At 73.1% G+C, this 24374-nt stretch carries 17 protein-coding genes; 12 read left to right on the forward strand and 5 right to left on the reverse strand.

Annotated elements, in window-relative coordinates; translation table 11 throughout:
• Positions 1 to 109: 109 nt before the first annotated feature.
• The 5 genes from ACSNOK_RS13125 to ACSNOK_RS13145 form a co-directional block, all read right to left on the reverse strand.
• Positions 110 to 1276, reverse strand: a complete 1167-nt coding sequence (locus tag ACSNOK_RS13125; protein ID WP_436780833.1) for a hypothetical protein — start codon at positions 1274 to 1276, stop codon at positions 110 to 112.
• A 167-nt stretch (positions 1277 to 1443) separates the two neighbouring features.
• Entirely contained in the window at positions 1444 to 2808 is a 1365-nt protein-coding gene (locus tag ACSNOK_RS13130; RefSeq protein ID WP_436780821.1) for a glycosyltransferase family 2 protein, read from the reverse strand.
• 52 nt (positions 2809 to 2860) lie between these two features.
• Positions 2861 to 3982, reverse strand: coding sequence for a non-hydrolyzing UDP-N-acetylglucosamine 2-epimerase (gene wecB, locus ACSNOK_RS13135; RefSeq protein WP_436780834.1), 1122 nt, complete (start codon positions 3980 to 3982; stop codon positions 2861 to 2863).
• A gap of 273 nt (positions 3983 to 4255) precedes the next feature.
• Positions 4256 to 4936 (reverse strand): response regulator transcription factor, encoded by a 681-nt coding sequence (locus ACSNOK_RS13140; RefSeq protein WP_436780822.1) that lies wholly within the window; start codon positions 4934 to 4936, stop codon positions 4256 to 4258.
• Complete coding sequence (locus tag ACSNOK_RS13145) at positions 4933 to 6078, reverse strand: ATP-binding protein (protein WP_436780823.1); 1146 nt, start codon at positions 6076 to 6078, stop codon at positions 4933 to 4935. Before ACSNOK_RS13145 ends, ACSNOK_RS13140 begins: the two co-directional genes overlap by 4 nt.
• Before the next feature lie 162 nt (positions 6079 to 6240).
• Here ACSNOK_RS13145 and folC point away from each other — a divergent pair, with 162 nt between their 5' ends.
• The 12 genes from folC to ACSNOK_RS13205 all read left to right on the forward strand — a co-directional run bounded on the left by folC (position 6241) and on the right by ACSNOK_RS13205 (position 24290).
• Positions 6241 to 7779 carry a bifunctional tetrahydrofolate synthase/dihydrofolate synthase gene (gene folC, locus ACSNOK_RS13150; RefSeq protein ID WP_436780824.1) on the forward strand — a complete coding sequence of 513 codons (1539 nt, stop codon included), beginning with the start codon at positions 6241 to 6243 and terminating at the stop codon, positions 7777 to 7779.
• Positions 7780 to 7781: 2 nt separating this feature from the next.
• Positions 7782 to 8123: a DUF4233 domain-containing protein gene (locus ACSNOK_RS13155; RefSeq protein ID WP_436780825.1), complete on the forward strand. Its 342-nt coding sequence runs from the start codon at positions 7782 to 7784 to the stop codon at positions 8121 to 8123.
• 108 nt (positions 8124 to 8231) lie between these two features.
• The gene (gene ndk / locus ACSNOK_RS13160; RefSeq protein ID WP_436780826.1) at positions 8232 to 8645 is read left to right on the forward strand and encodes a nucleoside-diphosphate kinase; all 414 of its coding nucleotides are present in this window, start codon (positions 8232 to 8234) and stop codon (positions 8643 to 8645) included.
• Positions 8646 to 8932: 287 nt separating this feature from the next.
• On the forward strand, positions 8933 to 9952 hold the full coding sequence (locus ACSNOK_RS13165; RefSeq protein WP_004950903.1) for a rod shape-determining protein: 1020 nt from the start codon (positions 8933 to 8935) through the stop codon (positions 9950 to 9952).
• Positions 9953 to 10078: 126 nt separating this feature from the next.
• The gene (mreC, locus tag ACSNOK_RS13170) at positions 10079 to 11023 is read left to right on the forward strand and encodes a rod shape-determining protein MreC (RefSeq protein WP_436780827.1); all 945 of its coding nucleotides are present in this window, start codon (positions 10079 to 10081) and stop codon (positions 11021 to 11023) included.
• A 10-nt stretch (positions 11024 to 11033) separates the two neighbouring features.
• Complete coding sequence (gene mreD, locus ACSNOK_RS13175) at positions 11034 to 11708, forward strand: rod shape-determining protein MreD (protein WP_436780835.1); 675 nt, start codon at positions 11034 to 11036, stop codon at positions 11706 to 11708.
• A 40-nt stretch (positions 11709 to 11748) separates the two neighbouring features.
• Positions 11749 to 13893 (forward strand): penicillin-binding protein 2, encoded by a 2145-nt coding sequence (gene mrdA, locus ACSNOK_RS13180; protein WP_436780828.1) that lies wholly within the window; start codon positions 11749 to 11751, stop codon positions 13891 to 13893.
• Between the two features lie 14 nt (positions 13894 to 13907).
• Entirely contained in the window at positions 13908 to 15107 is a 1200-nt protein-coding gene (rodA, locus tag ACSNOK_RS13185; protein WP_436780836.1) for a rod shape-determining protein RodA, read from the forward strand.
• Between the two features lie 90 nt (positions 15108 to 15197).
• The gene (locus tag ACSNOK_RS13190; RefSeq protein WP_436780829.1) at positions 15198 to 16727 is read left to right on the forward strand and encodes a CHAD domain-containing protein; all 1530 of its coding nucleotides are present in this window, start codon (positions 15198 to 15200) and stop codon (positions 16725 to 16727) included.
• 145 nt (positions 16728 to 16872) lie between these two features.
• Complete coding sequence (locus ACSNOK_RS13195) at positions 16873 to 18798, forward strand: TIGR03960 family B12-binding radical SAM protein (protein ID WP_436780830.1); 1926 nt, start codon at positions 16873 to 16875, stop codon at positions 18796 to 18798.
• A 138-nt stretch (positions 18799 to 18936) separates the two neighbouring features.
• The gene (locus tag ACSNOK_RS13200) at positions 18937 to 19707 is read left to right on the forward strand and encodes a TIGR03936 family radical SAM-associated protein (protein WP_436780831.1); all 771 of its coding nucleotides are present in this window, start codon (positions 18937 to 18939) and stop codon (positions 19705 to 19707) included.
• A 239-nt stretch (positions 19708 to 19946) separates the two neighbouring features.
• Complete coding sequence (locus tag ACSNOK_RS13205) at positions 19947 to 24290, forward strand: Rne/Rng family ribonuclease (protein WP_436780832.1); 4344 nt, start codon at positions 19947 to 19949, stop codon at positions 24288 to 24290.
• Positions 24291 to 24374: the final 84 nt, after the last annotated feature.

Here is a 24374-nt window from a genome sequence, read left to right on the forward strand (position 1 = left end):
GGACGGGCTGAATCAAGCCCGTCCGGCGAGGACGAGCGGCGGAGCCGCGATCAGCGGGGTCTGGGGCGGCAGCCCCAGGAAACGGCGAAAGGGCGGGACCGGGGCACCCTCACCGCGACCACGGTCGCGCGCGGCCCGGGTCCCACATGGGGCCCCACGGTCCCTCGACGGGCTCGTCGTGCAACTCCCCCCGGTCACGCACACGCTGACGCCGGTCGCGGACGGGGGCGAACAGAACGTACGCCGTCGAGACGACGACGAACGCCAGCCGGATCAGGCCCCGCGTCGAATCGTCGGGCACGACGAAGACACTGCCGTACAACGCCACCAACGCCAGCCAGCTCCACAACGGCACCAGTCGCCGCTGCCCGCACACGTCCCACAGGAGCGTGCCGAGCAGCACGGACGCCGTGTAGTACGTGTAGACGCTCGGGTCGAGGACGATGCGCGCGTTGGCGCCCAGCAGGACGACCGCCGCCCAGCGGCCGCGCCAGACGGCGACCGTGCCGAGGAAGAGGCCCAGCGCGGCCTGGGCCGGGCGGGCCCAGCTCGGGGTCTCCGGGTCGTTGGCGCCCAGCCAGCGCAGCGCGGACGCCGGGTTGTTGGGGATGGTGAACTCGGCGGCGGCGAAGGACTGCGAGTCGACGAGGAAGAACGGCACCCAGGCGACCGCGACCAGGCCGGCGCACCAGAGCCCGGCCCGCAGCCACCGTTCCTTCGGCAGCGCGAGCAGCAACGGGAGGAAGGCCAGCGCGGTGGGCTTGGAGTCCAGGGCGAGGGCCATCCAGATGCCGGTGGCCGCCGCGTCGCAGCGCGTCATGGAGCGGACGGCCAGCGCGGTGAAGAACAGCGCCAGTACGTCGTCGAGATGGGCGAAGCGGACCGAGACCTCGATCCACATCGGGATGAAGGCCAGTCCGGCGATGAGGACGCGCCGCCGCAGTCGCTGGTGGTTGGTGCCGGTGCCCAGGAAGTGCCGGGCGGCGCTGCGGCCGGTGAGCACCAGGACCACCAGGCCGAGCACGGACATGAACGCCTCGGCGAGCACCTGACCCACTTCCGCGGGGAAGGGGTTGAACAGGCCCGCCACCAGGAAGCTGATGGGCCCCATCTGGAGTTCGGGGTGGCGGGCGTAGAGGTTGAGGCCGCCGTCGCCCGACGAGCCGTCGTAGATCAGCTCGCCGCCCGTGCGCAGGTAGTGCCAGGAGAAGCCACCGCTCGGTTCCACGACCACGAACCAGAGCGCGGCCCACGCGGTGAGCAGCAACAAGTGCATCCGCGTGCTGAGTTCCGGTATCCGCACAATGCTCCGTTCCGCCACCCGGACACCGTCGGCCCGGGCACAACTGTCACCGGCGGTGAGATGGCGGAAGCCGCCCGGAGGTTGCCCCCGGGCGGCGAATGTGAGCAGCGGAACATTCAGTTCCGGGCTGCGGGCGAACGTCAGACCTCGATGGCCACCGGGCCCGAGTCCGTCGCCTCCGCGTTGCGACGGGTCTTCGCCCAGCCGTTGCGGCCGCGCAGCATCCGGACGAAACCGCGGGCCGACGCCGGGAAGAGGTGGTAGGCGTACAGCCACAGCGCCAGCCCCCACAGCAGGGCGGTGAGCAGCGAGCGGTCGTCGGCGCGGTCGCGGCGGTAGACCGGGCCCCACAGCACGAACGGCAGCACGGAGACGACGGCCAGGGCGAGGACCAGCGGCCACAGGGCCAGCATCCCGCCGAACGCGGCACCGACGCCGTCCTCGGCCGCGGTCAGGCCGAGCAGCGCGAACATCAGCGCGCACAGCGCCAGCGTCACCAGGTGGGCGACCGGCTGGAGGAAGGTGTAGAGGGTCTCCAGGATGCCCTTGCCGCCGTAGTGGCGGGAGGAGACGATGCGCGGCGCGTAGCGGACGCACTGGAGGTTGCCCTGCGCCCAGCGGGTGCGCTGGGTGAGGAACCGGCGGCCGTGCGGCAGCCCCTCCTGGGAGACCCAGGTGTCGGCGAGGTGGTTGATCCGGTCGCCGGTGAGGATCATGTGCAGGCCGAGCTCGTAGTCCTCCAGCAGCGCGCCGCGCTTCCAGGGCCGCCGCTCGGCCGCGGCTATGCGGTCGAGCGAGGCGAGGCGGGTGAACTGGCCGTTGCCGCCCAGGCCGACCGAGCCGGTGCGGGCGCGGAGCAGCTGCATGCCGGCGTTGGAGACGGAGAACTCCATGTCCTGCATGCGCACCAGCAGGCGCGCGAAGGCGTTGCGCACCTGGCCGCGGTCGGGCAGCGGGCGCTCGTCCCCGGTGTTCCGCATCCGGACGCTGACCTGGACGCCGCCGATCTCGGGGTCGCCGAAGCCCTGCGGGCCGCTGACGACGTTCAGGGCGTTCGGGTCGAGCTGTCCGTCGGCGTCGACGACGCAGACGACGACCCGCTCGCGGTCGGTGTCCCGGGACAGGAACTGGTTCAGCTCGTCGTACGCGGCGTTGAGCGCCGCGCCCTTGCCCTGCCGGGCCTCGGGGCGGTGCCGGCGCACCAGGTGGACGCGGCGGTCGCGCTCGGCGAGCTCGGCGACGATGGCGCCGGTGCGGTCGTCGCTGTCGTCGTCGATGACCCAGACGTGCGCGCGGGGGTGGTCGGCGCGCAGCCGGCCGACGGTCGTGGCGACGACGGCCTCCTCGTCCCGGCAGGGGACGAAGAAGTGCCAGTCGAACGCGGTGGGGTCACCATGCTCGGCGAGCGGGCGGCGCGTGTAGGCGTGGCGGGCGCCGGCCCAGTAGAGGAGGAAGCAGGTGAGGAGGAAGAAGGGGAAGACGAGGAGGAAGGGGTTCTGGAACACCGGGGAGTCCTGCTGGTGGGGCGGGTGAGCGGACGGAGGGGAGCGCGCGCGGTTACGCCGCGAGGCGCACCGGCGTGGCGATCGCGGCCAGCAGTTCCGTGATCCGCTCCGAGGCGAGGCCGTCGCCGAACGGGCTGGGCAGCGCGGCGAGGCGGGCCAGGCCCTCGGGGCCCTCCGCGAGCCGCCGGCGCGCGGCCGCGCCGATCTCCGGACCCGGGGTGACGAGCTCCGCGAAGTCGGTCATCGCCTCCGGGCGCTCGGTGGAGCGCCGGACGACCACCAGCGGGCGGCCGAGGACGGTGCACTCCTCCTGGATGCCGCCCGAGTCGGAGACCAGCAGCGCCGCGTGCCGGGCCAGGGCCAGGAACTCGGAGTAGCCGAGCGGCGCGGTCACCGTCAGCGGCGCGAGCAGGCCGGTGAGGCCGGCCGCCTCGATCCGGGCCCGGGTGCGCGGGTGCAGCGGCAGGACGACCGGGCGGTCCGGGGTGACGAGCGCGGCGAGCTCGGTGAGGATCGCGCGCAGGGCGGCGGGGTCGTCGGTGTTCTCCGGGCGGTGCGCGGTGGCCAGGACGTAGCCGTCGGCGGTCAGGCCGTGCGCGTCCAGCAGGGCGGCGCGCTCGTCCGCGTCCGGGAGCTGGTTGCGGACGGCCTCGACGACGGTGTTGCCGGTGACGGCGATCCGGGCGTCCGCGGTGCCCTCGGCGAGGAGGTTGGCGCGGTTGTCCTCGGTGGCCGCGCAGAGGACGTCCGCGATGCGGTCGATGAGGACGCGGTTGTGCTCCTCGGGCATCGCGCGGTCGTGGCTGCGCAGGCCGGCCTCGACGTGCACCAGCGGGATGCCCCGGGCGTTGGCGGCCAGCGCGCCGGCCAGGGCGGCGTTGGTGTCGCCCTGGACGACGACGGCGAGCGGGGGCTCGGCGGTGAACAGCTCGTCGAGCTGCTCCAGGGCGGCGGAGATCTGCACGGCGCGGGGCTTGCCGCCGACGCCGGTGAGGTGGGTGGGCTCCGGGAGGCCCAGTTCGGTCAGGAAGCGGCCCGAGAGGTCCTCGTCGTAGTGCTGGCCGGTGTGGACCAGGTGAGCGGCGGGGCCGAGGAGGCGGACGAGGTCCGTGAGCTTGACGAGTTCGGGGCGGGTGCCGAGGACTATGGCGATGCTGCGGGTGGGCAGGGGCATGGTCACGGGGCTTCCTGTCGCTGTCTGGGGTACGGACAGCGACGAGGTTGCGTTGCGCGGGTTGCTCCCCCGGATGAGCTCCGGTTGCTCGACGGTTGCGGGTTCAGGTCGGGACTTTCGTCCCGGGAGGGTTGCCCCGGCCCCTCCCCCAGAGGGGGCACCCCCATTTCACCGTTTCTTGGGGGGGCAGGCCCCCGCACCCCCGAAGCGCGCTCCGCGCGCTGTCCTCAAACGCCGGACGGGCTGGAATGCCGGGCGGGCTGGAAAACCGGACTACGTCCGGTACCGGTACCCCAGTCCCCGTACCGCCTCCACCGGGTCCGCCGCCTCGTCGCCCGCCGCCTGGCGCAGCTTGCGGCGCAAGCGGAGGACGGCGAACTTGACGCGTTCGCGGCCGGTGGCGTCGTGGTCGTCCCAGACGCGGTCGAGGAGCTGCTCGGTGGTGATGACGCGGCCGCGGTTGCGGACGAGGATCTGGAGGAGGCGGTACTCGATGTCGCTGAGGCGGGCCTCCTGGCCCTGCCAGACGGCGGAGCGGCGTTCCGGGACGAGGCGGAGGCCGTCGTCGAAGGACTCGCCGGCCCAGCGGGCGGGGGCCGCGCGGCGCAGGAGGGCCTCGACGCGGGCGAGGAGCTCGTCGTTGCCGAAGGGCTTGGGGAGGTAGTCGTCGGCGCCGGCGCGCAGGCCGCGGACGCGGTCGGTCTCGGCGCCGCGGGCGGTGAGCAGGAGGACGGGGAGGTCGCTGAGGTCGCGGGTGCGTTCCAGGACCTCCCAGCCGTCGAGCTCGGGCAGTCCGATGTCGAGGATCACCAGGCCGGGGCGCTCGGAGAAGAGGAGGCGCAGCGCCTCGCGGCCGTCGTCGGCGGGGATCACGTGGTAGCCCGCGCGTTCGAGCAGGACGCGCAGGGCGAGGGCCAGGTCGGGGTCGTCCTCGACGACGAGGATGCGGGTCACGGGACGTCCTCCTCGGTCACGCCCGGCGGGCCCGCGATCGGGAGGGTGATGCGGAAGACGGCGCCTTCGCCCTCCCTGCCGCCCGCGGTGAGCGTGCCGCCGTGCAGTTCGACGAGGGTGCGGCCGATGGCCAGGCCGAGGCCGGTGCCGGGGTAGCCGCCGGAGCGGGCGTTGGCCGCGCGGACGAAGCCGGTGAAGATCTCTTCCCGGGCGGCCTCGGGTATGCCGATGCCGGTGTCGGCCACCTCGATCTCCCAGTGCTCCCCGCGTGGCGCGGCGGTGACGGTGATCCGCCCGTCGGGCGGGGTGAACTTGGCGGCGTTCTCCAGCAGGTTCCCGAGGACGTGGTGGAGCCGGTGGCGGTCGCCGCGCAGGGGTGGTCCGGGGCAGCAGCGCAGGACGGTGAAGACCGGCCCGGGCCCGCCGGCCGGGACGCAGAGGGACTCCAGGACCGCGTCGCGCAGCATCCCGGGCACGTCCACCGGGCCGAACTCCAGCTCCGGCCCGGTGGCCCGCATCCGGGTGGTGAACAGCAGGTCGGCGATGACCCGCTGCATCCGTTCGCCGTTGCGGCGGATGGCGTCCACGAAGGCGCGTTGCTGCTCGGTGAGGGTGCCGAACGCCGGGTCGACGAGGAGTTCGCCGAAGCTGATGACGGTGGTGAGCGGGGTGCGGAGCTCGTGGGAGGCGGCGGCGGTGAAGGCGTTGCGCTGCCGGGCCAGCTCGGTGAGGGCGACGTTGTCCCGTTCGAGGTCGTGCTCGCGGCGCTTGCGGTCGGTGATGTCGGTGAAGAACCACAGGGCGCCGAGGTAGGCGCCGGCGTGGCGGAGGGGTTCCACCTCGCGGCGGACCACGCGCCCGTCGGCGAGCGGGATCTCGGCCTCGCGGTGGACGGGGCGGCGGGCCAGGATCTCGCCGGGGCCGCCGGGGGCGGTGTAACCGGCGGCGAAGTGGGCACGGACGAGGGGGACGACCGGACGCATCGGGGCGCCCCGGGAGAGGTCCACCCGCCCTTCGAGGTCGAACATGCGGGCGAAGTGGCGGTTGACCGCCAGGATCTCGTCGGCGGGGCTCTGGAGCAGGGCGCCGGCGGGCAGCGCCTCCAGGACGGCCTGGAGCAGGTCACGGTCCTCGGAGCCCATGTTTCTCACCCGCTCCCACGGACGTCTCCGGCGAATCCCTCCGCAATCAAACGAAAACCGCACTAAAACCGTAGGGCAAAGCGGAACATAACGCTCCCGCAGCGCCGCCCCGGCCCCGGCCCCTGCCCCGGCGCACCGCCCCGGCTCCGTAGACTGGGCCGCGTGAGCGAGCGCCCCCAGAACGACGACCACGACGACCTCGACGACAAGAGATCCGGTGCCGACCGGTTCGAGGAGATCGTCGACACCGAGACCGACCGAGACCCCGACCTGGCCGTGATCGAGGCCGGCAGCCGTACCCTGCGCGCCCAGGCCGGGCCCCCGCAGGGCGACGGCATCCCCGCCCCGCCCACCGACCCCGAGGTCCTGCGGGCGCTGCGCGAGGTGGAGGCCGAGCTCGCGGGCCGCTGGGGCGAGACCAAGCTCGACCCGTCGCTGGAGCGCATCCGGAAGCTGATGGACGTCCTGGGCCAGCCCCAGCACGCGTACCCGTCCATCCACATCACCGGCACCAACGGCAAGACCAGCACCGCCCGCATGATCGAGGCCCTGCTGAGCGCCTTCGACCTGCGCACCGGCCGCTACACCAGCCCGCACGTGCAGACCTACCTGGAGCGGATCAGCCTCGACGGCGTGCCGATCAGCGCCGAGCGGTTCGTCGAGACGTACCGGGACATCGAGCCCTACGTCGGGATGGTCGACGAGCGCGAGGGCATCCGCCTCTCCTTCTTCGAGGTGCTCACCGGCATGGCCTTCGCCGCCTTCGCCGACGCCCCGGTGGACGTCGCGGTGGTCGAGGTCGGCATGGGCGGCACCTGGGACGCGACCAACGTGGTGGACGGCACGGTCGCCGTGGTCACGCCGATAGCGCTCGACCACACCGACCGGCTCGGCTCGACCCCCGGCGAGATCGCCCTGGAGAAGGCGGGGATCATCAAGCAGGACGCCACCGTCGTCCTCGCCCAGCAGCCGGTCGACGCCGCGCAGGCGCTGCTCAAGCGCGCCGTCGAGGTGGACGCCACGGTGGCCCGCGAGGGCATGGAGTTCGGCGTCGTCGCCCGCGAGGTCGCGGTCGGCGGCCAGCTGCTCACCCTGCGCGGCCTCGGCGGCGAGTACCCCGAGGTCTTCCTGCCGCTGTACGGCGCCCACCAGGCGCACAACGCCGCCGTGGCGCTGGCGGCGGTCGAGGCCTTCTTCGGCATCGGCTCGCAGCACGCCCGCACCCTGGACCTCGACGTGGTCCGCCGCGCCTTCGCCTCCGTCACCTCGCCGGGCCGGATGGAGGTCGTGCGCCGCAGCCCCACCGTGGTGCTGGACGCCGCCCACAACCCGGCGGGCGCCCGGGCGGCGGCCGAGACGGTCACCGAGGCCTTCGGCTTCAGCCGGCTGATCGGCGTCGTCGGCACCAGCGCCGACAAGGACGTACGCGGGGTGCTGGAGGCGTTCGAGCCGGTCTTCGCCGAGATCGTCGTCACCCGCAACTCCACCGACCGCTCCATGGACGTCGACGAGCTGGCCGCGCTCGCCGTCGAGGTCTTCGGCGAGGAGCGGGTCCAGGTGGAGCCGCGGCTGGACGACGCCCTGGAGGCGGCGATCACCCTCGCCGAGGAGGAGGGCGAGTACGCCGGCGCCGGCGTCCTGGTCACCGGCTCGGTCTTCACGGTGGGCGACGCCCGCCTGCTGCTGCGCGGAAGGGACTGACCATGCGGACGCTGTGCGCGAGCACCCTGATCGGTGAATTCTTCATCATCGGCTTCGCCGGGCTGGTGGCCATGAAGGACGACGACCTGTCCACCGGGACGGTCTGGGCGGTCAGCGGGACGGCGATGCTGCTCAGCGTGGTGCTGTGCGGGATGATCACCCGCCCCGGCGGGGTGCAGCTGGGCTGGCTGCTCCAGGCCGGGCTGGTCGCCAGCGGCTTCGTCGTACCGCTGATGTTCGTGCTGGGCGTGGTCTTCGGCGCCCTGTGGTGGGCGTCGGTGCACTTCGGCAGGAAGATCGACGAGGCGAAGGCGCGGTTCGCGGCGGAGGCCGAGGCGTCGTAGCGGCGCGGGCCGCCGCTGGGCGGCCGGCTCGTACCGGGTGACGGCCGGCCCCCCGCGCCCCTGTACCCTCTGGCCCCACACACACGATCTTCCGCAAGGAGCCGCAGTATGAGCCAGCGCACCCTCGTCCTCCTCAAGCCCGACGCGGTCGCCCGCAAGCTCGTGGGGGAGATCGTCGCCCGCATCGAGCGGAAGGCGAACTGGACGATCAGCGCGCTGGAGCTGCGCACCCTGGACCGCGCCGTCCTGGAACAGCACTACGCCGAGCACGTCGGCCGCGACTTCTACGAGCCGCTGATGGCGTTCATGTCGTCCGGTCCGGTCGTCGCCATGGTCGTCGAGGGCGAGCGCGTCATCGAGGGCGTCCGGGCGCTCGCGGGGCCGACCGACCCGATTTCGGCCGCCCCGGGCTCCATCCGTGGCGACTTCGGCACCATCACGCGCGAGAACCTCATCCACGCCTCGGACTCGGTGGAGTCCGCCGAGCGGGAAATCAAGATTTTCTTTCCGGACCACGGCTGATACCGGATCAGGCCGACTCCCATTCTGATCAGGGGCGACCGATTTCTTTTCGGTCGCCCTCTGACATATGCGTGGCCGATCGGGGGAACCTCTCACTCCGACACGACGTCACCATTACCGGGGCGGGCTCGCGTTCCGCCGACAATGGCGGAGCAGCTGTCGCGTCGCTTTCCGTCGGCGAGACTACGATGATGAGAGCTTCCGCGCCCCGCAGCGCACCACCTGCCGACCTCAAGTAAGCAATCGCTCCAGCTGGGAAGGCCAGACGTATCCTCATGGGGAACAACATGTCGTTCATCGGCCGTGACATGGCAGTCGACCTCGGGACCGCCAACACGCTGGTGTACGTCAGAGGCCGCGGGATCGTCCTCAACGAGCCCTCGGTCGTCGCCATCAATACGAACACGGGCGGCATCCTCGCGGTCGGCGCCGAGGCGAAGAAGATGATCGGGCGGACGCCCGGCAACATCGTGGCGGTGCGCCCCCTGAAGGACGGCGTCATCGCCGACTTCGAGATCACGGAGCGGATGCTCCGCTACTTCATCCTCAAAATCCACAAGCGCCGCTGGATGGCCCGCCCCCGTGTCGTGGTCTGCGTTCCTTCCGGTATCACCGGCGTGGAGCGGCGCGCGGTGATCGAGGCCTCCACGCAGGCCGGTGCCCGGCAGGTGCACATCATCGAGGAGCCCATGGCCGCCGCGATCGGCTCGGGTCTGCCGGTCCACGAGGCCACCGGCAACATGGTCGTCGACATCGGCGGCGGCACCACGGAGGTCGCGGTGATCTCCCTCGGCGGCATCGTCACCGCCCAGTCGATCCGCGTCGCGGGCGACGAGCTGGACAACGCGATCATCCAGCACATCAAGAAGGAGTACAGCCTCCTGCTGGGCGAGCGCACCGCCGAGCAGATCAAGATCACCATCGGGTCGGCCTACGACCTGGAGCAGGACGAGCACACCGAGATCCGCGGCCGGGACCTGGTCAGCGGTCTGCCCAAGACCGTCGTCATCTCCGCCGCCGAGGTCCGCAAGGCCATCGAGGAGCCCGTCAACTCGATCGTGGACGCGGTCAAGACGACCCTCGACAAATGCCCGCCCGAGCTCTCCGGCGACGTCATGGACCGCGGCATCGTGCTTACCGGCGGCGGTGCCCTGCTGCGCGGCCTGGACGAGCGGCTGCGCCGCGAGACCGGCATGCCGATCCACATCGCCGAGGACCCGCTGGACTCCGTCGCCCTCGGCTCCGGCAAGTGCGTGGAGGAGTTCGAGGCCCTCCAGCAGGTGCTGGACGCGCAGCCCCGCAGGTGACCCGCCGAGGGCGCCACCGCCCGGCGGGAACGACCTGATATACAGGCAGAACGCTGCTGCCGGTGACCGGCGTCCGCCCGGCCCGCCGGTCACAGGAGACCCGACGAGAAGGGCATGCCGCCGCACGTGAGGGACACACGAGAGAGCCGGCTGCTGTTGGTACTGCTGATCGCCGTCGCGTTCGCGCTGATCACGGTCGACATCCGGGGCGGCGACCGGTCCCCGCTCGACGGCGCCCGGCGGGCCGCCGCCACCGCCTTCGGGCCGGTGGAGAAGGGCGTCGCCGGGATCGTCGACCCGGTCGCCGACGCGGTCGCCGCCGTCCGCGACTCGGGCGACCGCAGCGACCGGATCACCCGGCTGGAGCGCGAGAACACCGCCCTCAAGCAGAAGCTCGGCAGCGACGACCGCAACAACGCCCGGGTCCGCGAGCTCGACAAGATGCTCGGCACGGCGGGACGCGGCCAGTACGGCATCAAGGGCGCCCAGGTCATCGCCATAGGAGCGGCCCAGGGCTTCTCCTGGACCGTCACCATCGACCTCGGCAGCCACGACGGCGTCAAGCGCGACATGACCGTCCTCAACGGCGACGGGCTCGTCGGCCGCGTCACCACCGTCGGCCCGTCCACCTCGACCGTCCTCCTCGTCACCGACCCCAAGTTCACCGTCGGCACCCGGCTGGAGAAGAGCGGCGAGATCGGCTTCGCGGGCGGCCAGGGCGACAGCTCGCTCCGCGTCGAGCTGCTCAACGGCAAGGCCGCCGTCCGCCCCGGCGACCGGCTGGTCACCTTCGGCTCCAGCAAGGACAAGCCGTTCGTCCCCGGCGTCCCCGTCGGCGAGGTCGTCCGCGTCGAACCGTCCGGCGGCCGGCTCACCCGCACCCTCCAGGTGCGCCCCTTCGTCGGCTTCAGCAAGCTCGACCTCGTCGGCGTCGTCGTCGAACCGCCCCGGGCCGACCCCCGCGACAGCGTGCTGCCGCCCAAGCCCGAGGCCCCCAAGCCCACGCCCACGGTGACGGTCACGGCCACCCCGACGCCGCCGAACGCCGACCCCAGGGAACCCAGGGACTAGACCCATGCCCATGCGCCTCAATCGGATCCTGCTCTCGACCGCGCTGGTGGTGGTGGCCCTCGTCCTCCAGGTGAGCGTCTTCGCCCGGCTCCACCTCCCCGGCGCCGTCCCCGACCTGCTGCTCCTCGTCGTCGTCGCCCTCGGCCTGGTCTACGGGCACACCGGCGGCGCCCTGGTCGGCTTCGGCGCCGGACTGCTCGCCGACCTCGCCCCGCCCGCCGACCACGCGACCGGCCGCTACGCGCTGGTCCTCTGCGTCGTCGGCTACCTCGTCGGGCTGGCCCGGCCGGAGACCGGGCGGCTGCGCTCGGCCACCGTCCCGCTGCTCGTCGTCCTCGGCGCGGCCGTCGTCTCCACCCTGCTCTACGCCGGGGTGGGCGCCCTGGTCGGGGACACCGCCGCCCGGCACGTCGGCCTCACCGGCCTGCTGCTCACCGCGGCCCTGTACGACCTGCTGCTGGCGCCCTTCACGGTGCCGCTGATCATGGCGCTGGCGCGACGGGCGGAGAACGACCCGCTCACCGGCGAGGGCGCCACGGCCGTCGCGGCCGGCGAGGGCTCGTACGGCCGGATGTCCGGCCTGGGCGGGCGCGGGCGCGGCAAGGGGCTCGGCGGCTTGCAGACCCGCAGAACACGGCTGTCGAGGGGGACGCGGAGCAAGTGGAAGGGCGGCAAGCACCTGTGACCCAGTTCGCGCCGTACCCGCGCTCCCGGGGAGCCGCCCGGTGAGCAACATCCCCGAGACCGGCCGGACCTCCCGGATCACCATCCGGCTGGTCGTCATCCAGATCCTCGTCGTCTCGCTCCTGCTCACGCTGGGCGGACGGCTGTGGTACCTCCAGATCCGCAACGGCGACGAGTACACCGCCGAGGCGGCCAGCAACCACATCCAGCAGGTCATCGTCCCCGCCACGCGCGGCTCGATCCTGGACGCGCGCGGCATCCCGCTCGCCGACAACCAGACGCGGCTGGTCGTCTCGGCCGACCGCACCGACCTGATGAAGATGAAGGACAAGGGCAAGCGGGTCCTCACCCGGCTGGCCGGGGTGCTCGGGCTGAAGCCGGAGGACGTGGCGGCCAAGGTGCGGCTGTGCGACGCGAAGACGCCCAAGCCCTGCTGGGCCGGCTCCCCGTACCAGCCGATCCCCATCACCGACGAGGCCACCACCCAGCAGGCCCTGCAGATTCGCGAGCGCGCCGAGGACTTCCCCGGCATCACCGCCGAGCCGATGGCCGTCCGCCGCTACCCCGGCCCCGGCGGCTCCAACACCGCCCAGGTGCTGGGCTACCTCTCGCCCGTCACGGACGACGAGATCACCCAGGCCAAGGACTCCAGCACCCCGCTGATGCGCTCCGACGAGATCGGCAGGAACGGGCTGGAGCGGCAGTACGACGGCGAGCTCCGCGGCCGGGCCGGCGTCACCCGGTACGAGGTGGACAACCTCGGCCGGGTCATCGGCAAGGCCAAGAGCGACCGCGCCGAGCCCGGCTCCAACGTCGTCACCAGCATCGACGCCCGGGTGCAGGCCATAGCGGAACGCGAGCTCGACCAGGCGATGAAGGACGCCCGGCAGGAGATGGACCGCAACACCGGCACCACCTACAAGGCCGACGCGGGCGCCGTCGTGGTGATGGAGTCCAAGACCGGCCGGGTGGTCGCCATGGCGTCCAACCCCACCTACGACCCCAATGTGTGGGTGGGCGGCATCTCCGCCAAGGACTACCAGGCGCTGACCGGCAAGGACTCCGACTATCCGCTGCTGAACCGGGCGATCCAGGGCCAGGCGGCGCCCGGCTCGGTGTTCAAGGTCATCTCCGCGACGGCGGCGGTCAACGCGGGTTATCCGTTCACCGACAAATACAACTGTTCGAGCTCGTACAGCATCGGCAGCCAGGTGTTCAAGAACTTCGAGTCCAAGGGGTACGGCCCGATCGACCTCGGCCGGGCGCTGGAGGTCTCCTGCGACACCGTCTTCTACGACCTGGCCTACCGGCAGTGGCAGAAGGACGGCGGCAACAACCCCAAGCACCCCAAGGACTGGTTCTACCGGACCGCCCACGAATTCGGCCTCGGCAAGCCCACCGGCATCGACCTCCCCAACGAGGTCCGCGGCCGGGTCCCGGACCGCGACTGGAAGAAGCGGTACTGGGAGGCCAACAAGGACGCCTGGTGCAAGCAGGGCGCGGCGGCCGGCAAGGGCGACTACGCGGCCCAGATCGCCAAGGAGAACTGCGAGTCGTTCGCCCGCATGCGCGCCGGCGACTCCGTCAACTACTCCATCGGACAGGGCGACACCCTCGTCACCCCGATCCAGATGGCCACCATCTACGCGGCCATCAGCAACGGCGGCACGCTGTACGACCCGACCGTCGGCAAGGCCGTCATCAGCCCCGACGGCAAGCGGATCCGGGAGATCCGGCCGAAGGCGCACGGGAAGCTGCCCTTCGACAAGAAGACCCGCGACCAGCTCGACTCCGCGCTGGCCGGCGTCGCCACCCAGGGCAGCGCCGCCTGGCGCTTCCAGGGCTGGCCGCAGAAGGAGATCCCGATGCACGCCAAGACCGGCACCGCCGAGGTCGCCGGCAAGCAGACGACCTCCTGGTTCGCCACGTACACCCAGGACTTCACGATCGTCATGACGATCTCCCAGGGCGGTACCGGCTCCGGCGCCTCGGGACCCGCCGTCCGGAAGATCTACAACGCCCTGTACGGGGTGGACGAGCAAGGGAAGATCGACGCGAAGAAGGCGCTGCTGCCCCACCCGGAGGCCGGCCTGCCGAAGATCGACAAGGACGGCAGCATCGTCGCCCCGCACATCGACCCGCCGCCGTCCGAGCCCGCCCGCAAGGAAGAGAAGCAGGAAGAGTGAGCGACATGAGCGGTATGAGCGCCGACGGCTTCCGCATCCGCCGCTTCGCCCCCCAGCGCTCCGCCTGGGCCCGGCTCACCGACCGCGACTCCGTCGTCCGCCGCCTCGACTGGGTGATGCTGCTCGCCGCGCTCGCCCTGTCCGGTTTCAGCACCCTGCTCGTCTACTCCGCCACCCGCGGCCGCACCGAGCTCACCCACGGCGACCCGTACTACTTCCTGCTGCGCAACCTCCTCAACACCGGCATAGGGCTCGCCCTCGCCGCCGGCGCCGTCTGGGCGGGCCACCGGGCGCTGCGCGGCGTGGTCCCGGTGCTCTACGTGGTCTCGGTGCTCGGCTGCCTCTCCGTGCTCACCCCGCTCGGCGCGACGATCAACGGCGCCCGGTCGTGGATCCAGCTCGGCGGCGGCTTCTCCATCCAGCCCTCCGAGTTCACCAAGATCACCATCACCCTGGGCATGGCCATGCTGCTGGCCCAGGCCGTCGACGCGGGCGACCGGCCGCACCCGGACCACCGCACCGTCCTCCAGGCGCTGGGCATCGCCGCCCTGCCCATCCTCGTCATCCTGCTGATGCCCGACCTGGGCTCGGTGATGGTCCTCGTCGTCATCGTGCTCGCCGTACTGCTGGCCTCCGGCGCGTCCAACCGCTGGATCGCCGGGCTGCTCGGCGCGGGCGTGCTGGGCTGTGTGCTGATCTGGCAGCTCGGGATACTGGACGAGTACCAGATCAACCGCTTCGCCGCGTTCGCCAACCCCGCCTTCGACCCCGCGGGCGTCGGCTACAACACCAAGCAGGCCCGGATCGCCATCGGCTCCGGCGGACTGACCGGCTCCGGCCTCTTCCACGGTTCCCAGACCACCGGGCAGTTCGTCCCCGAGCAGCAGACCGACTTCATCTTCACCGTCGCGGGCGAGGAACTGGGCTTCGTCGGGGCGGGCACGATCATCGTCCTCATCGGGGTGATCCTCTGGCGCGCGTGCCGCATCGCCCGCGAGACGACCGAGCTCTACGGGACGGTGGTGGCCGCCGGGATCATCGCCTGGTTCGCCTTCCAGTCCTTCGAGAACATCGGCATGACCCTGGGCATCATGCCCGTGACCGGGCTGCCGCTGCCCTTCGTCTCGTACGGCGGCTCCTCGATGTTCGCCGCCTGGATCGCCATCGGACTCCTTCAGTCGATCAAGGTCCAGCGCCCGCTGGCGTCGGCCTGACGGGCTCCCGGCGGCGGGGACGCGCTCCCGCCCGGCGGTGGCCGAGTCGCGGTCTGCCGCCGGGCGCGTCCGCGGACTAGATTCGGCGGTATGAACCGGGTCGGCGGCACCACGGTGCGGGAGATCGAGCGGAAATACGAGCCCACGGACGCGACGGCCCCCGTCCGGCTCCCCGACCTCGGCGGGACCGGGCCCGTCGCCCGCGTCGTCGACCGGGGGACGGACGTCCTCGACGCCGTCTACTACGACACCGCCGACCGCCGGCTCCTCGCCGCCGGCATCACCCTGCGCCGCCGCACCGGAGGCGACGCCGGATGGCACCTCAAGCTGCCCGTCGCCCCCGGAGTGCGCGACGAGGTGCGCGCCCCGCTCACGGACGGGATCCCGCGCCGGCTCGCCGCCCTCGTCCGCGCCCGTACCCGCGGCGCCCCGCTCGTCCCGCTGGCCCGCGTCGTCTCACGGCGCGACCTGCGCCACCTCCTGGACGCCCACGGCACCCTCCTCGCGGAGGTCGGAACCGACACCGTCACCGCCGGGCGGCCGGCCGGCGAGGCTCCCCCGGCGGGAGCCGTGGAGACCACGGCCGCCTGGACCGAGGTCGAGGTGGAACTCGCACCCGGCGCCGACCCCGGCCTGCTCGACGTCCTCGAACCGCGCCTGCGGGAGGCCGGACTCCGCCCGTCGCACGCCGGCGGCAAGTTCGCCCGGGCCCTCGGCGGCGGGGCCGCGCCCGAACCGCCCGCCCCTGACACCGGTGCCGCCGCCTCCGTCGTCCTCGCCCACCTCCGCGACCAGACCGAGGCCCTCGTCGCCCTCGACCCCGGCGCCCGGCTCGGCACCGAGGACGCCGTCCACCGGATGCGCGTCGCCACCCGGCGGCTGCGCAGCGCCCTCCGTACCCACGGCAAGCTCTTCGACCCCCGCGTCATCGAGCCGCTGGGTGCCGAACTGCGCTGGCTGGCAACCGAGTTGGGAGTCGACCGGGACCGCGAGGTGGTGACCGAGCGGCTCCGGGACCACCTCGAAGCCCTCCCGCGCCCCCTCGTCCGCGGTCCGGTCCGCGCCCGCCTGCGCATCTGGGCGAACCGCAGCCGCGCCGAGGCCCGCCGCACCGTCACCGCGGCCCTCGACAGCGAGCGCTACCTGACCCTGCTGAACCGGCTCGACGCCCTCGTCGCCAACCCGCCACTGCGCCCCGCCGCGGCGGACGCCACCGAAAAGGCCCTGGCCAAGGCGGTGCGACGGGACCACGAGCGGCTCACGGCCCGGATCACCCGCGCCCTGGCCACCGCCCCGGGCCCGGCCCGCGACACCGCGCTCCACGACGCCCGCAAGGCCGCCAAGCGGGCCCGCTACGCCGCCGAGGCCGCCACCCCGGCCCTGGGCAAGGCCGCGAAACGGCTCGCCAAGCGGCTCAAGGCCGTCCAGACGGTCCTCGGCGACCACCAGGACAGCGTCCTCACCCGGGAGACGCTGTGCCTGATCAGCGCCCAGGCGGCGGTGGCGGGGGAGGCGACGTTCACGTACGGGCTGCTGTACGGCCGCGAGGAGGCGCTGGCGGCGGAGGGCGAGCGGGCGCTGGCGGGGGTGTGGGAGGAGGCCGCGGAGGCGGGGCTGTGAGGCCCCGCGGATCCGGGGCCTGGAGCCTCGCGGATCCGGGGCCTGGGGCCTCGCGACGGAGCGTGACCGCCGGCCCGGGCGGGTACGCCGTCCGGCACGTTACTCTTGAGGGTCACCCCTGCCCGCTCATGAGAGACATCCGCGAATGCCTGTCGAGTCGGTCTTCCCGCGCCTGGAAGCGCTTCTCCCGCACGTCCAGAAGCCCATCCAGTACGTCGGCGGAGAGCTCAACTCCACCGTCAAGAACTGGGACGAGTGCGACGTCCGCTGGGCGCTCATGTACCCCGACGCCTACGAGGTCGGCCTGCCCAACCAGGGCGTCATGATCCTCTACGAGGTCCTCAACGAGCGCGAGGGCGTGCTCGCCGAGCGCACGTACAGCGTCTGGCCGGACCTGGAAGCGCTGATGCGCGAGCACGGCGTGCCGCAGTTCACGGTGGACGCGCACCGGCCGGTCAAGGCGTTCGACCTCTTCGGCCTCAGCTTCTCCACCGAGCTCGGCTACACCAACATGCTCACCGCGCTGGACCTGGCGGGCATCCCGCTGGACGCGGTCGAGCGCACGCTGGACGACCCGATCGTCGTCGCGGGCGGGCACGCGGCGTTCAACCCGGAGCCCATCGCCGACTTCATCGACTGCGCGGTCATCGGCGACGGCGAGCAGGCCGTCCTGGAGATGACGGAGATCGTCCGCGCCTGGAAGGCCGAGGGCCGGCCGGGCGGGCGCGACGAGGTGCTCTTCCGCCTGGCGAAGACCGGCGGCGTCTACGTCCCGAAGTTCTACGACGTCGAGTACCTGCCCGACGGCCGGATCGCCCGCGTCGTCCCCAACCGCTCCGGCGTGCCGTGGCGCGTGTCCAAGCACACCGTCATGGACCTCGACGAGTGGCCGTACCCCAAGCAGCCGCTGGTCCCGCTCGCGGAGACGGTGCACGAGCGGATGTCCGTCGAGATCTTCCGCGGCTGCACCCGCGGCTGCCGCTTCTGCCAGGCGGGCATGATCACCCGCCCGGTGCGCGAGCGCTCGATCACGGGTATCGGCGAGATGGTCGACAAGGGCCTGAAGGCGACCGGCTTCGAGGAGGTCGGCCTGCTCTCGCTGTCCTCGGCCGACCACACCGAGATCGGCGACATCGCCAAGGGCCTCGCCGACCGCTACGAAGAGGACAAGATCGGCCTCTCGCTGCCGTCGACCCGCGTGGACGCGTTCAACGTCGACCTCGCCAACGAGCTGACCCGCAACGGCCGCCGCTCCGGTCTGACCTTCGCCCCCGAGGGCGGCTCCGAGCGCATGCGCAAGGTCATCAACAAGATGGTCTCGGAGGAGGACCTGATCCGGACCGTCGCCACCGCGTACGGCAACGGCTGGCGCCAGGTGAAGCTGTACTTCATGTGCGGCCTGCCCACGGAGACCGACGAAGACGTCCTCCAGATCGGCGACATGGCGGTCAACGTCATCGCCAAGGGCCGCGAGGTGTCCGGCTCCAACGACATCCGCTGCACGGTGTCCATCGGCGGCTTCGTGCCCAAGCCGCACACCCCGTTCCAGTGGGCGCCGCAGCTCTCCGCCGAGGAGACCGACGCCCGCCTGGAGAAGCTGCGCGACAAGATCCGCGGCGACAAGAAGTACGGCCGCTCGATCGGCTTCCGCTACCACGACGGCAAGCCCGGCATCGTCGAGGGCCTGCTCTCGCGCGGCGACCGCCGCGTCGGCGCCGTGATCCGCGCGGTCTACGAGTCCGGCGGCCGCTTCGACGGCTGGCGCGAGCACTTCAGCTACGACCAGTGGATGAAGTGCGCCGAGGAGACGCTGCCGCCGCAGGGCGTCGACGTCGACTGGTACACCACCCGCGAGCGCACCTACGAGGAGGTCCTGCCCTGGGACCACCTGGACTCCGGTCTCGACAAGGACTGGCTCTGGGAGGACTGGCAGGACGCCCTCGACGAGACCGAGGTCGACGACTGCCGCTGGACGCCGTGCTTCGACTGCGGCGTGTGCCCGCAGATGGACACGTCCATCCAGATCGGTCCGACGGGCAAGAAGCTGCTGCCGCTGAGCGTCGTCAAGTAGGACTTGCGTTCGAACAGGGGCCCTGCCGGGTTGGCGGGGCCCCTGTTGCACGTACTCTAGGTAGCAGTACGACCGCTCTCACGAAGGATCAGACCACTGGGCAAGCGACAGCCCGAAGGCCCGCCGCCCGCACCCGCGGTGCAGCGCATCCGACTGCGCTACACCAAGCGCGGCCGCCTCCGGTTCACCAGCCACCGTGACTTCCAGCGCGCCTTCGAGCGGGCGCTGCGCCGGGCCGGGGTGCCCATGGCGTACTCGGCCGGCTTCACACCGCACCCCAAGGTGTCGTACGCCAATGCCGCACCCACCGGCACGGGGAGTGAGGCCGAGTACCTGGAGATCCAGCTCGCCGAGGCGCGTGACCCCGCGCGGCTGCGGGAGCTGCTCGACGAGTCGCTGCCCGACGGGCTCGACATCGTCGACGCGGTGGAGGCGCGGACGTCCTCCTTCGCCGACCGGCTGGAGGGCTCCCTCTGGGAGCTGCGGCTGGACGGGGTGGAGGTCGCCGAGGCCGAGCGGGCCGTGGCGGCGTTCCTCGCGGCGGAGACCGTGGAGGTCGCGCGCCGCACCAAGAACGGGATGCGCACCTTCGACGCGCGGGGTGCCGTGTGCCGACTCGAGGCCTCGGCCGATCCGGCCGATAGGCCCGGTACCGGTGCCTGTGCGATACTGCGGCTGGTTGTTCGGCATTCGACACCCGCCGTTCGACCCGACGACGTCCTGTCCGGGCTCCGCGCCACGGCCGACCTGGCGCCGCCGGTCCCCGCCGCGGTGACCAGGCTGGCGCAGGGGCCGCTCGACGATGAGACCGGAACGGTGACCGATCCGCTCGCGCCCGATCGCGACGCTGCCACGGCCGTCTCATCAACGGCCGCCGGCGCGGCGACGGCGGCGGGCGGACCAGCGTAAGGACGCGTCACGCGCCGCCGGTGCAGCAGGGAGCCACCCTCCTCCAGAGGGGAGCATCCGCCGTCCGGCAGGCGCACTGACCAGGAGACTTTCGCCGGTGCCGCAGATCGGACCCGGCGAGCGAGACGACAGCTCCCGTGCGGCGACCGCGCCCCGGACGGCGGTACCCGCGCTCATCACGCGGGCCGGCGGGCCGGAATCGGCGCGGCGCCCGGGAGCGTGACGGGAGAACCGCCCGCATGCTCGAACCCACTGAGCCCATGGAATCCGGGAACGCGCACGACGCGCCCGGCAACGACACCCCCCACGCGTCGCCGGCCGGCGGCGCGACCGGGAGCCCCAGCGACACGCTGCCGCCGCGCCGCCGTCGCCGGGTGGCCTCCCGCCCGGCCGGCCCGCCGGTGAGCGGCGCCGCCACCGGGGACGCGCCCGCGGCGGCCGAGGCGCCGGCCTCGGAGCCCGCGCCCGTGGAGGCGCCCGCCGAGCCCGTCGCGCCGCCGCGTTCGCGCCGCCGCGCGACGCGTACCGTCGCCGCGCCGACCGCCGAGACCGCGGTCGGGGCGGCTGCCGAGACCGCCGCTGAGGCCACTGCCGAGGCGCCTGCCGCCGAGGCCGCCGCCGCTGAGGCGCCCGCCGCGCCGGCGCGTCCGCGTCGCCGCGCCGTCCGCAAGGCCGGCGGTCCGGCCTCCGAGGCCGCCGCCCGGCAGTCCGACGCCGACGCGAGCGCCGCCGAGTCGTCGGCTGTCGAGACCCCGGTCGTCGAGGCGCCCGCCGCCGAGGCGCCTGCCACGCCTGCCCGCCCGCGCCGCCGGGCCACGCGCAAGGCCACCAGTGCCGCCGCCGGCACCGGCGAGGCGCCCGCCTCCGTCGAGCCGGCCGCGGAGCCCGCCGCCGAGCCCGAGACCACCCCCGCCGCCGAGGCGGAGGCCCCGGCCCGTCCCCGTCGTCGCGCGGTCCGCCGCGCCGCCGCTCCGGCGGGTCCGCCGCGGACGGGATCCGAGGCCGAGCCGGTCGCCGAGGCCGCCGAGGTCGTCGAGGCCGCGCGGACCGAGACGGTGGAAGCCGTCGACGCCGGTGACCTGGCCGTGCCCGCCGCCCCGCCGCGTCGGCGTCGCCGGGCGGTCCGTCCGGCGACCGCGCCGGCCGTCCCGGTCGAGGACGAGGTCTCCGAGACCGAAGAGGGCGAGGAGGCCGAGGAGGCTGAGGAAGCTCCCGAGGTCGAAGAGATCGAAGAGGCCGAGGAGACCGCCGAGGCGCCCGCCGAGCCCGCGCGTCCCGCGCGGACCCGCCGCCGGGTGACCCGTCCGGCCGGCAGCGCGACCGCCGAGGCCGGTGCCGAGCAGACCGGTGCCGAGCGGGCGGAGGAGCCGGCCGCCGCCGAGGAGCCGCGTGCCCGCCGTACCCGTCGCCGGGCCGGTGCCGCCGAGGCCGCCGAGGCGCCCGCCGTCGAGCCGTCGGCCGACGAGGAGCCGCGCGCCCGTCGTACGCGGCGCCGCGCCGTGAGCGCCGAGACCGAGCGGCAGGCCGCCGCCGAGACCGCCGCGCCCGTCGAGGAGGCCGCTCCGGGCCGTACCCGGCGCCGGGCGGTGCGTCCGCCGACCGCCGTGTTCCAGGCGCCGGTGTTCACCGAGCCGATGTTCCAGACGCCGGAGTCCGCCGCCGCCGCGTACGCGGCCGGGGAGCGGACCGCCGAGGAGCCCGTCGCCGAGGAGACCGAGCGGTTCGAGCAGGCCGAGCAGCCGACGGGCGGCCGTCGTCGCCGCCGTCGGCGCGGCGAGCCGGCCGAGCAGCCCGCCGTGACCGCCGCCGCGCCCGAGGCCGAGGAGGCCGAGGAGCCCGTCGAGGAGCCGGAGGCCGCCGAGGGCGCCGCCGAGGACGACGAGCAGGGCGAGCGTCCCTCGCGCCGCCGCCGTCGGGGTGGCCGCCGTCGCCGTCGTGGCGAGGCCGCGGACGCCGAGGGCGAGGGCGAGGAGACGGACGAGGGCGAGGCCGAGGAGGCCGAGCAGGCCGACGAGGAGGCGGAGTCCGAGGACGACCGCGCCGAGTCCGCCGGTTCCGGCACCGCGGGCAGCCGCCGTCGCCGCCGTCGCCGCCGCCGGTCCGGCGAGGCGATGGAGGAGGCGAACGGCACCGACGACCCCGAGCGCACCGTCGTCAAGGTCCGTGAGCCGCGCGACCGCCTCAAGGAGGGCGGCACCGGCTTCGACGAGGTCCAGTCCATCAAGGGCTCGACCCGCATGGAGGCCAAGAAGCAGCGCCGCCGCGAGGGGCGCGAGCAGGGCCGCCGCCGGGTGCCGATCATCACCGAGGCCGAGTTCCTGGCGCGCCGCGAGGCCGTCGAGCGCGTGATGGTCGTCCGCCAGAACGGCGACCGGACGCAGATCGGCGTGCTGGAGGACAACGTCCTCGTCGAGCACTTCGTCAACAAGGAGCAGGCCACCAGCTACGTCGGCAACGTCTACCTGGGCAAGGTCCAGAACGTGCTGCCGTCGATGGAGGCCGCGTTCGTCGACATCGGCAAGGGCCGCAACGCCGTGCTCTACGCCGGCGAGGTCAACTTCGACGCGCTCGGCATGGGCAACGGCCCGCGCCGCATCGAGTCCGCGCTGAAGTCCGGCCAGTCCGTGCTCGTCCAGGTCACCAAGGACCCGATCGGCCACAAGGGCGCCCGCCTGACCAGCCAGGTCTCGCTGCCCGGCCGCTACCTGGTCTATGTGCCCGAGGGCTCGATGACCGGCATCAGCCGCAAGCTGCCCGACACCGAGCGGGCGCGCCTGAAGCAGATCCTCAAGAAGATCGTCCCCGAGGACGCGGGCGTCATCGTGCGCACCGCGGCCGAGGGCGCGAGCGAGGACGAGCTGCGCCGTGACGTCGAGCGGCTCCAGGCGCAGTGGGAGGACATCCAGAAGAAGTCCAAGATGATCTCCACCAGCTCGCCGAGCCTGCTGTACGGCGAGCCGGACATGACCGTCCGGGTCGTCCGCGACATCTTCAACGAGGACTTCTCCAAGGTCATCGTGAGTGGCGAGGGCGCCTGGGAGACCATCCACGGCTACGTCTCGCACGTCGCGCCCGACCTGGTCGACCGGCTGCAGAAGTGGACGTCGGACGTCGACGTCTTCGCCACGTACCGGATCGACGAGCAGCTGATGAAGGCGCTGGACCGCAAGGTCTGGCTGCCGAGCGGCGGTTCGCTCGTCATCGACCGGACCGAGGCGATGGTCGTCGTCGACGTCAACACCGGCAAGTTCACCGGCCAGGGCGGCAACCTGGAGGAGACGGTCACCAGGAACAACCTGGAGGCGGCCGAGGAGATCGTGCGCCAGCTGCGGCTGCGCGACCTCGGCGGCATCATCGTGATCGACTTCATCGACATGGTGCTGGAGTCCAACCGGGACCTGGTGCTGCGGCGCCTGCTGGAGTGCCTGGGCCGGGACCGGACGAAGCACCAGGTTGCCGAGGTGACCTCGCTGGGTCTGGTGCAGATGACCCGCAAGCGGGTCGGGCAGGGGCTGCTGGAGTCCTTCTCCGAGTCGTGTGTGCACTGCAACGGCCGTGGCGTGATCGTCCACATGGACCAGCCGACGTCGGTCGGCGGGGGCGGTGGCGGCGGCAAGCGCGGCAAGAAGCGCGGTGGCGGCAAGGGTGCTGCCGGGGCTTCCGAGGGCGCTGAGGCCGTGGAGACGGCCGAGTCCGTCGAGTCCGCCGAGTCCGCCGAAGAGACGCTGGAAGCGCCCGAGGCTCCCGAGCTGGAGCCGGCCCCCGTGACCGAGGCGGAGCTGGTGCCGTCGGTCGGCGGGGACGAGGACGAGTGGTTCTCCAGCCCGGCCGAGGCGGAGGCCGCCGCGGCGACCCGCGGTGGTCGTGGCCGCCGCCGCGCGACGCGGAAGGCGTCGGCTCCGGCCGGTGCGCCGAAGCGGGCGGAGCGGGCCGAGCGCGCGGAGCGTATGGAGCGTGCCGAGGCCGAGGCCGTCGTGGAGCCGGTCGTCGAGCCGGCGCCCGAGCGCGTCGTCGAGGCCGGGCCGGTCGTCGAGCCGGTCGCGGAGGCCGCTGCCGAGCCCGTCGCGGAGGTCGTCGCCGAGCCTGTCGCCGAGGTCGAGCCCGTCGTCGAGCCGGAGCCCGCTCCGGCCGCGCCGGCCCGTCCGCGCCGTCGCGCCACCCGGAAGGTCACCGCTCCGGCGGGGCCGCCCGCGGGCGCCACGGAGGCGGCCGTGGTCGTCGTCACCGCTCCCGCGGCGGTCGAGGCCGCTCCGGAGGCCGTCGAGGCGTCCGCGGTGGCCGAGACCGGCGAGGCGCTGGTGACGCCGGAGACGCCGGAGGCGGCTGACGCCGCCGAGACGGTGGTGGAGGAGCCCGAGGCGGCTCCGGCCAAGAAGACGGCCCGTAAGACGGCCGCCAAGAAGGCCACCACCAAGAAGGCGGCGGCGAAGAAGACGACGACCGCGAAGAAGGCCGCGGCCAAGAAGACGGCTACGAAGTCGACGGCCGCCAAGAAGGCGACGGCGACGAAGAAGGCGGTCACGAAGAAGACTGCTGCGAAGAAGGCGCCGGCCAAGAAGGCGGCTGCGGCTTCGGAGGAGTAAGGGTCCGCCCTTAGGGGGCGGGATGGGGGTTTGCCCCTGTCCCGCCCCTTCCCGTTTCTCGCGGGGGCGAGCCCCCGCGAGAAA

Source organism: Streptomyces sp. URMC 126 (assembly GCF_051386555.1).
Lineage (GTDB): Bacteria > Actinomycetota > Actinomycetes > Streptomycetales > Streptomycetaceae > Streptomyces.

What these genes read in the sequence shown, in the direction of transcription:
- rodA (WP_436780836.1), top strand. Translation starts at nt 13,908, where the DNA reads ATGAGCGCCGACGGCTTCCGCATCCGCCGCTTCGCCCCCCAGCGCTCC.
- ndk (WP_436780826.1), top strand. Translation starts at nt 8,232, where the DNA reads ATGAGCCAGCGCACCCTCGTCCTCCTCAAGCCCGACGCGGTCGCCCGC.
- ACSNOK_RS13145 (WP_436780823.1), bottom strand. Translation starts at nt 6,078, where the DNA reads ATGGGCTCCGAGGACCGTGACCTGCTCCAGGCCGTCCTGGAGGCGCTG.
- ACSNOK_RS13155 (WP_436780825.1), top strand. Translation starts at nt 7,782, where the DNA reads ATGCGGACGCTGTGCGCGAGCACCCTGATCGGTGAATTCTTCATCATC.
- mreD (WP_436780835.1), top strand. Translation starts at nt 11,034, where the DNA reads ATGCGCCTCAATCGGATCCTGCTCTCGACCGCGCTGGTGGTGGTGGCC.
- ACSNOK_RS13205 (WP_436780832.1), top strand. Translation starts at nt 19,947, where the DNA reads ATGCTCGAACCCACTGAGCCCATGGAATCCGGGAACGCGCACGACGCG.
- ACSNOK_RS13165 (WP_004950903.1), top strand. Translation starts at nt 8,933, where the DNA reads ATGTCGTTCATCGGCCGTGACATGGCAGTCGACCTCGGGACCGCCAAC.
- ACSNOK_RS13125 (WP_436780833.1), bottom strand. Translation starts at nt 1,276, where the DNA reads ATGCACTTGTTGCTGCTCACCGCGTGGGCCGCGCTCTGGTTCGTGGTC.
- ACSNOK_RS13195 (WP_436780830.1), top strand. Translation starts at nt 16,873, where the DNA reads ATGCCTGTCGAGTCGGTCTTCCCGCGCCTGGAAGCGCTTCTCCCGCAC.
- wecB (WP_436780834.1), bottom strand. Translation starts at nt 3,982, where the DNA reads ATGCCCCTGCCCACCCGCAGCATCGCCATAGTCCTCGGCACCCGCCCC.
- ACSNOK_RS13190 (WP_436780829.1), top strand. Translation starts at nt 15,198, where the DNA reads ATGAACCGGGTCGGCGGCACCACGGTGCGGGAGATCGAGCGGAAATAC.